Genomic DNA, 14,098 nt, shown 5'->3' on the forward strand with positions numbered 1-14,098 from the left:
GCCACATCGAAAGGTTAAGCATGTTCGAAGTCTTCATGTACCCGGTTTCCGGAATCATGAAATTCTGGCATTGGCTTATCGGTAGCTTCGTCGATGAATCCACCGCCTGGCTTGTTTCCATCATCCTGCTGGTTATTACCGTCCGCGGTATCGTCTCCCCGCTGAACTGGATGGCACTGCGCTCCGGTCGCATCAGCGTCCTCATGCGCCCAGAAAGCACGCGGATTAACGAGCAGATGAATCACGCCGAAACCACCGAGGAGATGGCGGAGCTCATCCAAAAACAGCAGGATTTGTCCAAGAGCTATAACTACAAGCCTGCTGCCGGCTGTATTCCCCCACTGATTACGATCCCCGCCTTCCTTGGCTTGTACCAAGTCATCTTGCGCATGTCGAATATCGAACAGGGCTCGTCCACGGTGGGCATGCTTGACGCTGCCGATGTCGCAGCCTTCCGGGAGACCACCTACTCCGGGGTCCCCATCACGGACTTCGCCCGCGATCACGGCGATCTGCTCAACCCAATCGTGATTGCCGCCATTGCCTTTACCCTGGCCAACTCCATCATTTCCGTGGTGCGCAGCTTCCTCACTACGCAATTTGATCAAAAGGTCAACCGCCGAATCTTCATTATTATCGGCATCCTGCTGATTGTGGCTCCCATCTTGCTCTGGTACCTGGCCCATAGCGGTCCGCTTCCCGTCGCCATCATCCTGTACTGGGGCTGGGCTTACCTGTTCACGCTGGTCCAAACCATCGTCTTTGAGATCCTGCTGCACAAGCGCTACCCGCTCACGGAAGAAGTCCACGAGATGCGCCGCGAGAGCATCCGCGCATGGCGCCAGAAAGATAAAAAGCCCGCCCTTTCCAAGGAGGAAAAGAAGCGGGTCAACCGGCTGCGCCTAGAGGCGCGCAAGTACCTTAGATCGAATAATCAGCAGGAGGGGCCGACAGCATCTGAGTAGCCAGCTCGCGGGCCGTATATAGCGGCCCGGCTTCCTTGGTCAAGCGGGCTCCGGCGAGACCTCCATCAAGGAAAATCAAGAGCTGGCTTGCTTGGGAGGCCGAGGGATAGCCATTGCGCTCGGTCAACAGCGCCGTCAGGGTGGAATGCACCCAAGTGCGATGCTGCATGCAAGCCGCAACGATGCCGCGCTCCGAATCCGTTTCCGGCCGCGGGTACTCGCCCGCTGCATTCAAAAAGTGCGAACCGCGGAAACCTTCTTCCGGCTCTTCCTCGATGGCCTTGTCAAAAAAGGCCAAAATCTTCTGATCCGGATCCTGCATGGCAGCCGTCCGCTGCTCCCAGTCCTGGCGGAACTGCTCATCCAAAGACTCTACATAGGCAATGACCAAGGCATCCTTGGAGCCAAACAAGGAATATAGGGACGCCTTGGCCACATCCGCTTCACGCAAGATGCGGTCAATACCGATGACGCGAATGCCCTCGGTTTTAAAGAGCTTAGTTGCAGATTCCAGCAGCCTGCTTCGCGGGCTGGGCCGATTGCGGCGCGACTTCTTCTCTGCCATGGATTCCTCTCTACAACGACAAAACCGGTTCATCCATACTTTATAGACAAACCGGTATGTACGCTAATTATATGCGGACTATTGCTTCACTTTGTCCACAATCCACAGCAAAATACAAGCACCCGCGGTAGCCGCGATGATGGAGAAGATCCAACCACCGCTAGCCTCAATATTCAGCAACTGGATGATGATGCCACCGATGAGACCGCCGACAACACCCACCACTAGGTTGGTAAACAACCCGTGGTCACGCTTCATAATCTTCTCCGCCAGCCAGCCGGCGATGATACCAACGATGATCGAGGTGAATAGACCTAAACCTAGTCCCATGATTTCCTCCTAATATAAACGTATCGAGTCTTTCCCAGTGTAAACCCCTGTGACTCACCTGGGGATAACAAATACGACACATTTGTATAGCAAAGTGGCTCTAAAACACCAGAAGCGCTCCACTCCCTAGCTGCAAAAGCCGGGGAGAAGAGCGCCGGGAAGTCAGGCTAGTGAAATATTTAGCCTTCGTCGTCTGGGCGTACCACCATCATCGGGCACGGTGCAGACTGCAGCAATGCGCGGGAAGTAGATCCAAGGACCATGCCCTTGAACCCACCGCGGCCGTGGGAACCAACGACGAGAAGCTGCGCACCCTCGGCAGCTTCCGTCAGCGCGCGGACGGGGCGGTCACGGGTGATCTGCTTCTTTACCTCAACATCGGGGAACTCTTCGCGCGGTTCCTTCAGGTTTTCTTCCAGCACCTCAGCCTGTTCCTTTTCAATTTCTGCCCACTCAGATTGAGCAGCAGAAAGGCCGGCGAGGGATGCCTGGATTTGCATATCCATCCAGGTGTGCACGGCAACGAGGGCCGCGCCGCGAGCCTGAGCCTCGCGGAAAGCATAGGAGGTGGCCTTCTGAGAGACCTCGGAACCGTCCACACCAACGACAACCGGGCCGTACTTGGTGGAATCGGTGACATTATTATCTTCGCGCACCACGACTACCGGGCACGCAGCGTGGGAAACAACCGCGGCGGAAACAGAGCCCATGACCATGCCGGACAGGCCACCCATACCGCGCGAGCCCATCACGACCATGGTGACGTCATGAGACATTTCCAGCAGCATGTCGATCGGAGAACCCTCTGCGATGGTGTGCCCAATCTTGAGCTCCGGGGCTACCTCGTGAGCGATTGCACGAGCTTCCTCGATCTTTTCCAGGGTTTCATCCTGCAAGTCATCGTAGAGGTCCTTCGGTGGGACCATACCTTCCGCATACAGGAACTGCGGTATGGTGTAGCTCGATGCGATGCGCAGGGGGATTTCCCTCTTCATCGCCGTATTTGCTGCCCAACGGACGGCATTCTTTGAGGCGTCAGAGCCGTCGACGGCGACGACTACAATGTCTTCCTTAGCCATGATCTTTCCTTTCAGTGGTTATAACTTAATTATAGTACGGATTAGGCTTAGTGGTTGACAGTTGCAGGATCAGAATTGGACGGAGAGAAAATTTCGAGGAGCATCCGGAATACGTCCCTTAACACCGCGCCAATTCCGTCAGAGAAAAAAGCCATCACCTGGTCCGCGAGAGAATTAATATCCATGCCAAACACACTAATACATCGCAGAAAAGGATTCACCCCTTTGCCCATCAAAAATGGGCTCAATCCTACGCGCGTACGCACCCCGGAGGCAGGCCTAACCACCTGGGATTTCCTCAGCGAAGTCATATCCTCCCAGCGCCACCGCCACCCCAATGATGATGCACAGGCTCTGCGTGACCGCTTCACCGCGGGCGAGGTAGTCCTGCGCGATCAAACTCCCCTGAAGCCAGGTACCGTGCTCGGCAAGGATGTCGATGTCTTCTTCTACCGCATCCCCGCACCAGAAATACCCGTACCCTACGACATCCCCATCATCTATGAAGATGACAATATCCTGGTAGCCGATAAGCCCCCATTCATGGCCACCATGCCGCGCGCCCGGCACATCGTCGAAACCGCCACCGTACGCCTCCGCCGTTCCACCGGAAACAACGAGCTAGTGCCGGCACACCGCCTCGACCGCCTCACCTCCGGCCTCCTTCTATTCACTAAGCACAAGGATGTCCGCGGCGCCTACCAGTCCCTCTTCGCGGAAAAGAAAGTCCACAAGACCTACCAGGCGGTCGCGGAATTCCGCAGCTTGCAGACGCCCCTCCAATGGTCCTCCCGCCTGACTAAAACGCCCGGTGAAATCCAGGGCCGGATAGCAGAAGGTGAACCAAATGCTTTCACCACACTAGAATCGGTAGAACCCATTGATAAGGCCCCTTATGAAAAAGTTCACGGTTCACTAGCTGACCTCGGCATCTACACCCTAAAGCCACAGACTGGGAAGACCCATCAATTGCGGCTGCACATGTGGCAGGCGGGCATACCGATCCTCGGCGATCCGGTCTACCCCACGATCTTCCCCGAGGAGGCCGAAGACATGTCCGTACCCATGCACTTAACAGCAACGGACTTAGAATTCACGGATCCACTCAGCGGAAAGCCGCGCCATTTCACCTCAGGCCTTCCATTGGCCATGCACAAATTGCTTTAGGCTGAAGTGTTCCAGGTTTTGTTCCGTTTGAGTAGATGGGAAAATCTGGAACATGCCAAGAAAATTTGACCAGGATGCAAAGGACCGTGTGGTCCGTCTTGTAGAGGATCGTATCTTGGCGGAAAATATGTCGATGCAGGCCGCGTGCTAGACAGTAGCCCCAAAGCTCGGGGTTTCATGGCGCACGGCTCGTCAATGGACTTAAGCCTGCTCGTCGCGCAGGAAACCCCCAGAACCAGTGCCCGAAGACTTGGCCGCCGAAAACGCGAGGCCACGCCGTGAGAATCAAGAGCTTCGAGATACCAACGAGTTGCTGAAGGCCGCGTCAGCGGGCCTGACCCCCGGAAATTGGACACGTCGGGGTTAGGCCCATAATAGAAATCAAGGCAAATGCCTAGGAACAAAACTCGGGGCACTTAAACCCTGGTGTCTAAGGACCGGTGACGGTAGCCATTGCGGGTATTAGTCCGTTGTGGAGGTACCGTGGCGTAATCAGCGCCGCAGACCGTGTCAGCCTGAGCTGAAAGTATCTGGTTAATGAAGTCTGTAAGCATCTGTCGCATCAAGTCTGGGGAGGCTTGGGTGAGCAATTCTTCCAGATACGCAGTGGGATCGATATGATGGGGGTTAGCGGCCATCGCGGTTTTATTCCTTTCGAGGATAGGTTGAAGTTGATTCGAAAGGTACCCGTGATGGTCGCCTTATTGTGCACCGGCACGAGGCTTACCACGGGTTACAGATACACCACACTAGCGGACGCAACCGCTGAACCAGCCAGAAGCCTCTATCCTTCCATTTATGGGTGGTTTCTCCGCCAATCAGATGATGAATTTGACGGTTCTGACCGTGTCGGGTAGTAGCTATTTATGATGACCTAATGGTGGATAGATGACCTAATGGTGGATACGAGTCATCTCGCATTAAGTGGTCAAGCCCCTTCATGGCAATAGTCAAAAGGAAATCCTTTAATTTTGCATCCATATTTGATTCGAAGCATCATTAAAATCGAGCAAATCGCGCCATGTAGAAGGAACGAAACTTTTCCTATCAGTTTTCAACCAAGTGATACGATTTGAATCTTCAAAATCGAGTTTTTTAAGAAACGATTCGCCAGCAATTTCGTACGCCCATAAGTCGTGGACATTTTCATACTCAACCGAGTATTCTCGAAAAGTTCCCTCAGGGTGGAAGATGGTTTCAAACCCTACAAGGGCTGTACCGTTAGGAGTTTCCACTTCTAAAACAATGTATAAAAAGGTATTAATCCAAGCAGTGGCGCCATGATATTTAGGCAATGATGTAGCGTCTTCATCCCTAAACCTATTTTCACTCAAAGCGTCCCTATTAAGGATTTCTGACAAAGAGAACGCAGCGGCCTTTAAATCAAAATGACGCTCTGATTCTACTGCCATTTCCATAAATCCAAAGTGGGAATATCTGTACTAAACCGGCTAGGAGCCTTGTCGCTCATTCCATGAGTGCCAGTATTGTGAACGGGATACATGGTAGTAATTCCGCGTGGCTCTGAAGCGTTTCCACGAGGTTTCGGCTCAACAATCGCACGGTATGCAAAAGATTTACCAGTGAGCTGGCAAACTGCTCCTACTGGATCAGAGCATTTGATTTGATAAACCATTTCTTCATATCTCATGGAAGGGCCTTGTGGCTCTCGTACACAAGAGTTATTAAGCACGGTTTTTATAGACCACAGACTCCAAATGTTGTGTTTATAAACAATTTTGTCGTATCCCCATGGTGCTCTGTCCGTCGTATTAAACCATCCACGACGCAGCAATATCAGCTTACCACACATATCCCTAGTTTCAAAAAGAAGTTCATCGGTGTAGTCATTACCTCCGGCAATTCCGCTGGCTTGTAGGGTAGGTGCATCTTGCTCGAGTCCTGCCCCAGGGAGGTACTCTGGGAAAAATTTTTCTAGCTGGAAACCATAAATTTTTCCTTTTTCAAAGGACTGCTGCTTCCACCCCTCTTGAAAATCTTGTGGATCTCCTGTGGGATACCCCTGACCTTCTCCGATTGCTTCTGCATACACCCATTGGAGTAGGACATCACCGGTGATAGCGTGAGCGCCGAATTTGGGGTGCCAAACCATAATTCCTTTTTGGAAAAGGTTGTATCGCCCGATCCCGTCAGGTGTTTTTTCTTCACTGCTGATAGGGAAACCTAAGGTACTCTTTTGGGCTCCCATGTCCTGCCATTTGTCATAGATTCGCCCCTGAATTCCTGCTTGTACTGCAGGAATGGAGTTTCGTGTGTAGATGTAGCCACCTTGGTATTTCTGCTTATACCAACTATCCCCAAGTGCGATATCATTAGTCATTGGGTACCCGAAGTGCCCGCGTTCCCAACCATGCTTTGCCCACACGACGGTTGCAGGAATGCTAACAGTATGAGCACCTGTCTTTGGGTGCCAATAGATAAACCCGTTGACGAATTCGGACCTTTTACCGATACCGTCAGGATTCGTTAGCTCGTTGCTTTTAGGAAACGTTAGAAAGCTTTTCGGTCCGCCAATGGAATCATAAAGTTCCCGGATTGCACCGCATACTTCAAAAGGAGAAGGCCAGTAAACTTTGCAACCTGGGGCAGAATTTAGGGTCGGGTTATCTTCTTCTTGCAGCTGTGCTTCTTTTGTTTCTGCAAGATCCGCCTCTTCTTTGGTGAAATCACCCGGTATTTCTTCCCTATCGCTACGCATTTCTCCAGGGCGTACAGTAGATTTCGGAGATTTCGTCGGAGTCCACTCGGAGACTTCTTCCGGTGAAAGTTCAGTCTCTACAGTTTCAGACGAGGCCCCCTTAGCCCACTCTGGCAGTACTGGAGTGGGGTATTCATCTGACGTTTCTTTACTGTCGATTTCCTCTACGGAATTTTCACTAGGATTAGCAGGAAAAGTATCCTGTGACACTGATGACGATAATGAATCAGAAAAAGATGATTGTGAGGTTACCCTCGTTTAGTGGACACCCGATTAGTGCGGATTTTGTGTCCGTAAGAGAGGATGTTCATTGTGAGTCAACAACGTCTGAAGTGCCCCAAGTTTTGTTCCTCGGCATGTGCCTTGATTTCTATTATTCCCTGTTGCGGGTTCTTCTTCCACAATTCGGTTTCCACCTCGGCTGGGGTTCGGTATCCCAGACTTTGATGAAGCTTTACCTCGTTCCACCATGACACCCACTCAAACGTGGCGATTTCTACCTCGACAACATCATCCCACCTGCGAGTATGGATCAGCTCGTTCTTGTAAGAGCCATTAACGTTTTCAGCCAGTGCATTGTCATTTCAGTCGCCAACTGTCCCAGTGGAAGCAGTGATCCCGTGCTGGGAAAGTCGCTGGTTGTAGACAACGCTGACGTACTATAAGCCGTGATCCGAATGGTGAATAAGACCTGTTGTTTCCCTCGCACACTTGGGTCGCTTGATTGAGTGCTTGCGGCGGCAATGCCTGAAGTGCGCATCGAGTCCGATTTCGTCCGGTTCCATTGGGGAGGTGACTATGCGCATATCAAAGTCTCCTATGCGGATTCGGCGGCCACTATTGAGGCAGCTTAAGAGTGAAGGCCTGACCCCCGTGGGGTTGCCCGCAAATCGTGGACACGTAGTGGAGCTACCTAGTGGTTAGGCAGCGATTTCTTTTCTGCTGGTGGTTAGGCTGGTGTGGTTCTCGAAATCGACGGGGCTGACCATCCCGAGGGCTTCAGTGCCGGCGTCGACGGTTGTAGACGACTTCAATCCAGTAGGCAACGGCCTTGCGGGCAGCATCGCGGGTTGGCCAGCGCTTCCGGTCGTAGAACTCGGTTTTCAGCGTCGACCAGAACGACTCGGCCATCGCGTTATCGAAGCACACCCCGGTACGCCCTACAGATTGAGCAATGCCCAGGTTGCGGCACACCTCCCAGAGCTTCTCGCTGGTAAATTGCGTCCCCCGGTCAGCGTGAAACACCAGCCCGTCAGGAACGTCACCACGGAAGCGTATGCGCCATCCGTAGGGCCCTTTCGACCAGGGAAGTATCTTGCACGCTATCCATAGCCCAGCCCAGCACCCTGCGGGAATGACCATCGCGGACCGCACATAAGTACAACCAGCCCTCGCCAGTGCGCAGGTAAGTAATATCTGACATCCACACCCGGTTAAGTTCACCGGTATCAAACATGCGCTTGACCAGGTCAGGAAGACTTGACTTACGCTTAGATTGAATCGTTGTCACCGGCACAAAAGCACGCGGTGAAATCCCTTCAATGGGTTGCGTCCTTTAGTGTGGTGTAACGCTTGCTGATGGTGAGCCCCGGAAATAGTGGGGCGGTCACCGTCAGTTAACCTTTCGACTCAACTACCACATCTCACCGAAAGGCATATGACGATGACCGCTGCACCACATTCTATCGACCCTGCAACCTACTTGGATGATCTGCTCGCTCAAGCCTCCCCTGACTTGATGCGCCAGATGCTGCAAGGGTTTATCAACCAAATCCTCTCCGCCCAGGCCGACACCGTCTGCGGCGCCGAATACGGCGTTGCCTCCATCGAACGCGTCAACCACCGCAATGGGTACCGCCACCGCGACCTTGACACCCGTGTCGGCACGATCGATGTCGCAGTACCGAAGTTGCGTCACGGCGCATTCTTCCCGGACTGGTTGTTAGAACGCCGTACGCGGGCAGAACGGGCCTTATCGACCGTCATTGCAACCTGCTACCTCAAAGGGGTTTCCACCCGCAGGATGAATGATCTAGTGGCAACACTAGGCATTGCCAACATGTCGAAATCCCAAGTTTCACGCATGTCAGAAGAACTCGACGAGATGGTCGCCGATTTCAAAAATCGTCCGCTCGATCCCGGCGGCTACGCCTACCTGTCCTGCGACGCGCTGACAATCAAAGTGCGCGAAGGCGGCCGTGTGGTCAAATGCTCAGTGCTGCTTGCCACTGGGGTCAACGCTGACGGGTATCGCGAGATGCTTGGCATGCATGTCGCCACCACGGAATCCAACGCGTCGTGGAAAGGCTTCTTCCAAGACTTAAAAGCTCGTGGGCTTTCCGATGTCTACTTGGTTACCAGTGATGCCCACGAAGGCATCCAGCACGCCATTTCCGAAGTGCTACCTGATGCGTCGTGGCAGCGGTGCCGCACCCATTTTGCGAAGAACCTTTACGAGAAGGTCCCGAAGACACAGTGGCCTATGGTCTCTGCAATGTTCCAGACCATCTTTCAACAACCAGATGCCCAATCCACCTGGTCCCAAGCCCGTGAGGTAGTCGATCTAATAGAGCCGAAGTTCCCGCAAGTTGCGACCTATCTGGAGGAATCACTCGATGAAGTACTGGCGTTTACCGCAGCCCCGAAGTCGGTGTGGTCGAAGGTCTGGTCGAATAACCCCACAGAACGGTTAAACCGGGAAATCCGCCGGCGCACCGATGTTGTGGGCATCTTCTGGAACCGTGAATCCATCATCCGGCTTGTCGGTGCGGTCCTAGCCGAGCAACACGACGATTGGATCCAACAAAAACGCTACATGTCACTGACCGCACTCGAACACACCAGACACCTCATGCACCGCACAGGAGACGCCAATGGTGACCACAACCAGCTAACCGCCTAACCAAACCCCGAACTTCATACCGAGCCGAAAGCACAAACGGCTACACCACTACACGGGACTTGACCCCTTCAATGCCCATCAGACGCATCCGCTTGGCCACAGTCTTACGATTTACACTGATCTGGTAGCGCTCGGCGAGTTCTGCGGTAATCCGCGGGGCACCATAGACCTCATCGGAGTCTTTCCAGATCTGATGAATCTTACGATCAACATCATCGTAAAAAGATATCCGATCATCTTTACCGGATAAGCGTTGCTGCTGCATATGGGCCCATTTGTAGTATCCAGACCGAGACACCTTCAACAAGCGTGCCATGCGCTTGATACTGAAATTCGCCTTGCTCTGGCTGCATCAATTCGAACTTTTCTGATCGCGTTGCTGTGCGGCGAAGAAGGCTGTCGCTTTTGACAAAAACTCGTTATCCATCTTGGCTTCTGCCAGCTCACGACGCAGACGAGCATTCTCAGCACGAAGATCCGCCTCGCTTAACCCATCAGAGGACCCTCGGCGTTGACGCTCATTTTTCACCCACCGACCTAAAAGGCCAGGTGCGACACCAATCTCCTTAGCCACATGAGCAATCGGGCGTTCTGACTCGATTACCAGGTTCGCGGCTTCACGCCGGTACTCCGGCGTGTATTTCTGACGTTGTTGACTCACAATGAACATCCTCTCTTACGGACACAAAATCCGCACTAATCGGGTGTCCACTAAACGAGGGTAACCTCACCCGGAAATGGACACGTTGGGGGTTAGGCCCCACCCCAATGTATGTGCTATCTGCGTATAACTCACCGTCAAGGCACACCGCAAGGATCTGTTTGAAGTTAGCCACAACAACGGGCTCCTTCCAGGCAGAAGTTGATGCGACACCAACGAATCGTGGTGTCGCCAACATCAACTATGAAAGAAAAACCCTGGCAGTACCAGGTACGCGTAACCCTGGTACCAACTACGCGGACTCACGGTACCAACTACCCCAAATCCACACACCCAATGATCCGCCGGGGGCAAACGTCAGTGACAAATGCGGCATACACAAAGCCTTTCTTCGTACGAACATACGTAATGTCGGCCACCCACAGCCTGTTCGGGCCCTGGGCTTTGAATTCACGCTCGACCAAGTCTGGGCGCAGATTCGGCACGTTGAGGTGTACGGGGTGTGATTGGTGATCCGCCTTTGCCTTTGCCAGAAACACCAGCCAGGCGCATCAGCCGGGCGGTTTGCTCACGACCGATGTCGATTCCGTCACGGTGAAGTGCATGCCACATTTTCCGCACGCCTAAGACACCGTCATTATCCCGATGAACAGCACCAATGCGTTCAACTAAAACAGCCGTCACGAAGGCGACGAGCATTTAACCCACGGGCTTTGGACTGGCGATAACCACGCGAGGTGATGAACCCACCAGCCCGGTTATTTTTCAACGCCGATGCAGATGAACTCGACAGAGAAATGATTCCGGTATTTATCGATGAACCGGATCATAACCGAGGCCTGGGGCCTGGTCATGAGGGGGCCTGACCCCCGGAAAGTAGACACGTCGGGGGTTAGCTATGCTGCTTTGGTCAGTGTAGCCGATGTGAGTGCTTCGAAGTCGTCGGGGGCTAGAAGGTTGCACCAGGAGTGCCGTCTGCGCGTGTTGTAGCGCATACACCACCGGAAGACTTCTTGGCGGCAGACAATGGGATTGTCAAAGACTTTCCGATCACGCAAAACTTCACGCTTTAAGGCGGCATTAAAGGATTCTGTCAGGGCATTATCGGCACTTGTACCCACTGCTCCCATGGACTGGCGCACACCAAGATGGGCGCAGTGGTCCCTAAATGCCTGTGAGGTGTACACACTGCCGTGATCAGAATGGAAAATTGCCCCAGTAAGGCTTCCGCGGACTTTCCTGGCATGGGACAAAGCTTCGATAACCAGCGATACCCGCATGTGATCGGCCAGAGCATGGCCAACGAGTTTGCGCGAGTAGACGTCGATGACCGTAGCTAGGTACATATTCTTGCCGCCCTTACACGGCAGGTAGGTGATGTCGCCTACGTACACGTGGTTCGGCCTGTCAGCGCTGAATTTACGGCCTACTAAATCTGGCATGACGCGGTGGCCAGGCTTGCGCCTGGTGGTGATACACCGACGCCGCTTAGTAAAGCCTTTCAGCCCCATGGATTTCATGATGCGTGCGACCTTCTTGTGATTGATCGGAGGAAAGCCCGTATCGTCGTTGAGGCTTGCAGCGATGCGTTTAGCACCATAAAGCCCGTGCTCATCATCAAAAATGGTCTTAATTCTTGCACCAATAAGAGCATCGGAACACGTCTTTAACCTGCGATTTTCGCGGGTGTTGAGCCATTTGTAGAACGAGGATCGATTGAGCTTTAACACGTGGCACATCCGTGTGAGCCGAGTACTCGGTTCGGTGGTCATAGACAAACTGGAGGCGGATTACCAGCGTGTCTCTTCGGCAAAATATTTCGCGGCCTTGCGCAGGATATCGCGTTCTTCGCGCAGCTTAGAGACTTCTTTTTCTAGCTGGCGGATCCGTTCGGAATCAGTCGTCGCCTGGGCCTTGTCACGCAGGGTCTTCGTGCGGGCGCGTTTGCCGGTGCCGTACTGCTTGATCCAGGAATAAAGTGAGGAACGATTGACTCCAAGCTCTGCTGAAGCCGCGTGAAGTGAGAGGTCCTCATTGTTTTCGTAGAGGGCCACAGCATCACGTTTGAACTGTTCGGAGTACCTAGGCATGGTGGTAGATTACCTTTCTTCCCAACCCAACCGGGCTGGATATCAGGTGTCTACCAAACAGGGGTCAGGTCCCCTATCGGTGCCAAATGGTGCCAAATGGTGCCAAATGGTGCTACCCTAGTGTTATTGCCACCTGTTACGACAGGATCGGAAGAAGACCCTGGGACCCCAGCCGGACGACTGGACCCAGGGTCTTCGCCTGCCTCTAGAGGGAATCCGGGGTGGGACGGTTGAGGACCACTTTCTCGTGCAGCTTCTCCCAGTACTGCTCTTCCCCTAGATGGACGGAGTTCAGTGCTCCCAGAACGGCATCTGGAATCCAGAGCAGGGGATCATCGCCACCGCGTACGTGTCGCAGTCGGATGCCAGCACTTTGTCCCTGGCCCTGCAGGGCAACTATATGGGCGACGTCTCGCCTGTTTTGTGCTTCTTGCCGGCTTTCCAAAGTGACGTTGTGGACGTGCATCTCGGAGAGCTCGAAGTACATCTGCTCCAAGCATTTCCTGCGGTGCCTCTCCGTCTTCTTGCTCACTTCACTCTGGTGGGTGATGATCGCTTGCATGGAGTCGATCTCAGAAAGGGTGTCCACGATTTTTCGGCGTCGGCTATTACGTTCGTCGGTCCAGTGAAGTTTGACCTGGCCAGGAAGTCGTAGTGGACGCAGCTCCTCGCGTATTTTTTCCAAGTCTTGAGTGTCGATGATGGCTGCACACACCAGGTACTCCTGCCGGTCTGGGGGTCTAAGGGCGGAGGACTCATCGATGTAGGCGACTAGCTGTGATTCCACCCTGAAATTGTAGCCTAGCCTTCAAAGACAACTTCCATATGACGGGATGCAAGCCACGATCGCTGTGGTCAGAAAACAGCCACCAGGGAACTAGACAGCCGTTGTCTGTGTATAAGGAGAAGAAGGTGCTTTGACCACCAAGACGCTATCCGCTTTTCGGCTGTAGCAGTTCCGTGACGAGATGATACTCAACGAAACAGCCTTGTTGTTTTCGAAGCGAGGACGGGCGGGGGGACGATCGGTGAATAATGATTCTATGGGAAAGAATCCAAGTCGGCCCTCGCGCCACACTCGCCGGAAACAGCAGCGGTTAGACCGCGGTTTTACACTCACGGTGGGAGCCGCTCCCACCAGTAGACGTGCTAGTGGTGCGGTTGTCTTGCACAATGAACTCCGCCTTGTTCGGAGCTCATTGTTATATGCCGATCAGGTTGATCTGATCGCGCCTGCCGCGTCTTTGCTGTGGACGTTTCCCCTCTACGTGGATTAGATCCAGACAATGTGTGGGAAACGGTTGCGGATCTTCCACCAGAGGCATTGCAGCGTCTGGGAGTGGAAGAATCTGAGGTGCCGTTGCCGGTCTTCCGCCAGATGATGCGCAGCCTGGGAAGATGCTCGTCGATGGACCCAAAGCGTGTGGAAGGCGAAAGGCTGTGGCGGCCGGCCATCCAGGAGATACTCCGAGGTGTCGAAGAGACTTTCAGTCATCCGCCCTCGACGAGACGCTTCCTAGTGACATTGAAGAGCTATGGCGAGACGAAGTGCGCCCTACTCTTATAGATATACGGAAAACAGTGAAGGGCTCCCGGATAGCCAAAGAAACTGGTCTATGC

13 protein-coding genes and 3 pseudogenes are annotated in these 14,098 nt (G+C 53.4%); 3 read left to right on the forward strand and 13 right to left on the reverse strand.

The window, feature by feature from the left end:
• Window positions 1–20 precede the first annotated feature (20 nt).
• On the forward strand, window positions 21–965 hold the full coding sequence (gene yidC, locus HMPREF1261_RS01455) for a membrane protein insertase YidC (RefSeq protein ID WP_023018167.1): 945 nt from the start codon (window positions 21–23) through the stop codon (window positions 963–965).
• On the opposite strand, the gene HMPREF1261_RS01460 is transcribed toward yidC, so the two are convergent.
• The 3 genes from HMPREF1261_RS01460 to HMPREF1261_RS01470 form a co-directional block, all read right to left on the reverse strand.
• Window positions 922–1,530, reverse strand: coding sequence for a TetR/AcrR family transcriptional regulator (locus HMPREF1261_RS01460; RefSeq protein ID WP_023029703.1), 609 nt, complete (start codon window positions 1,528–1,530; stop codon window positions 922–924). The two genes, yidC and HMPREF1261_RS01460, sit on opposite strands and share 44 nt — an antisense overlap.
• Window positions 1,531–1,608: 78 nt before the next feature.
• Window positions 1,609–1,860 (reverse strand): GlsB/YeaQ/YmgE family stress response membrane protein, encoded by a 252-nt coding sequence (locus HMPREF1261_RS01465; protein WP_023029704.1) that lies wholly within the window; start codon window positions 1,858–1,860, stop codon window positions 1,609–1,611.
• Window positions 1,861–2,039: 179 nt separating this feature from the next.
• Window positions 2,040–2,939 carry a universal stress protein gene (locus HMPREF1261_RS01470; protein ID WP_023029705.1) on the reverse strand — a complete coding sequence of 300 codons (900 nt, stop codon included), beginning with the start codon at window positions 2,937–2,939 and terminating at the stop codon, window positions 2,040–2,042.
• Between the two features lie 183 nt (window positions 2,940–3,122).
• Here HMPREF1261_RS01470 and HMPREF1261_RS01475 point away from each other — a divergent pair, with 183 nt between their 5' ends.
• On the forward strand, window positions 3,123–4,106 hold the full coding sequence (locus HMPREF1261_RS01475; RefSeq protein ID WP_034657811.1) for a pseudouridine synthase: 984 nt from the start codon (window positions 3,123–3,125) through the stop codon (window positions 4,104–4,106).
• A gap of 419 nt (window positions 4,107–4,525) precedes the next feature.
• On the opposite strand, the pseudogene HMPREF1261_RS01480 reads toward HMPREF1261_RS01475, so the two are convergent.
• The 5 genes and pseudogenes from HMPREF1261_RS01480 to HMPREF1261_RS12640 all read right to left on the reverse strand — a co-directional run.
• Window positions 4,526–4,744: pseudogene (locus tag HMPREF1261_RS01480) on the reverse strand (transposase); the annotation flags it as partial.
• A 327-nt stretch (window positions 4,745–5,071) separates the two neighbouring features.
• The gene (locus HMPREF1261_RS01485; RefSeq protein WP_034657812.1) at window positions 5,072–5,524 is read right to left on the reverse strand and encodes a hypothetical protein; all 453 of its coding nucleotides are present in this window, start codon (window positions 5,522–5,524) and stop codon (window positions 5,072–5,074) included.
• Window positions 5,509–7,035 (reverse strand): LGFP repeat-containing protein, encoded by a 1,527-nt coding sequence (locus tag HMPREF1261_RS01490; protein ID WP_023029709.1) that lies wholly within the window; start codon window positions 7,033–7,035, stop codon window positions 5,509–5,511. Before HMPREF1261_RS01490 ends, HMPREF1261_RS01485 begins: the two co-directional genes overlap by 16 nt.
• Before the next feature lie 107 nt (window positions 7,036–7,142).
• Window positions 7,143–7,397 carry an integrase core domain-containing protein gene (locus HMPREF1261_RS13190; protein WP_084538495.1) on the reverse strand — a complete coding sequence of 85 codons (255 nt, stop codon included), beginning with the start codon at window positions 7,395–7,397 and terminating at the stop codon, window positions 7,143–7,145.
• Between the two features lie 393 nt (window positions 7,398–7,790).
• Window positions 7,791–8,374, reverse strand: a pseudogene (locus tag HMPREF1261_RS12640) (IS3 family transposase); the annotation flags it as partial.
• Between the two features lie 114 nt (window positions 8,375–8,488).
• On the opposite strand from HMPREF1261_RS12640, the gene HMPREF1261_RS01505 reads away from it, so the two are divergent.
• Window positions 8,489–9,727: an IS256 family transposase gene (locus HMPREF1261_RS01505; protein ID WP_023029712.1), complete on the forward strand. Its 1,239-nt coding sequence runs from the start codon at window positions 8,489–8,491 to the stop codon at window positions 9,725–9,727.
• A 40-nt stretch (window positions 9,728–9,767) separates the two neighbouring features.
• Here HMPREF1261_RS01505 and HMPREF1261_RS01510 read toward each other — a convergent pair whose 3' ends face one another.
• The 5 genes and pseudogenes from HMPREF1261_RS01510 to HMPREF1261_RS01530 all read right to left on the reverse strand — a co-directional run bounded on the left by HMPREF1261_RS01510 (window position 9,768) and on the right by HMPREF1261_RS01530 (window position 13,265).
• Window positions 9,768–10,043, reverse strand: a complete 276-nt coding sequence (locus HMPREF1261_RS01510; protein ID WP_023029713.1) for an IS3 family transposase — start codon at window positions 10,041–10,043, stop codon at window positions 9,768–9,770.
• Window positions 10,044–10,079: 36 nt separating this feature from the next.
• On the reverse strand, window positions 10,080–10,388 hold the full coding sequence (locus tag HMPREF1261_RS01515; RefSeq protein WP_232207964.1) for a transposase: 309 nt from the start codon (window positions 10,386–10,388) through the stop codon (window positions 10,080–10,082).
• A gap of 450 nt (window positions 10,389–10,838) precedes the next feature.
• Window positions 10,839–11,087 carry an IS3 family transposase gene (locus HMPREF1261_RS13195; RefSeq protein ID WP_156907263.1) on the reverse strand — a complete coding sequence of 83 codons (249 nt, stop codon included), beginning with the start codon at window positions 11,085–11,087 and terminating at the stop codon, window positions 10,839–10,841.
• Between the two features lie 197 nt (window positions 11,088–11,284).
• Window positions 11,285–12,478 (reverse strand): annotated as a pseudogene (locus HMPREF1261_RS01520) (IS3 family transposase).
• Window positions 12,479–12,683: 205 nt separating this feature from the next.
• Window positions 12,684–13,265 carry a hypothetical protein gene (locus HMPREF1261_RS01530; RefSeq protein ID WP_023029717.1) on the reverse strand — a complete coding sequence of 194 codons (582 nt, stop codon included), beginning with the start codon at window positions 13,263–13,265 and terminating at the stop codon, window positions 12,684–12,686.
• Between the last annotated feature and the right edge of the window lie 833 nt (window positions 13,266–14,098).

The organism is Corynebacterium sp. KPL1818 (assembly GCF_000478135.1).
Classification (GTDB): domain Bacteria; phylum Actinomycetota; class Actinomycetes; order Mycobacteriales; family Mycobacteriaceae; genus Corynebacterium; species Corynebacterium accolens.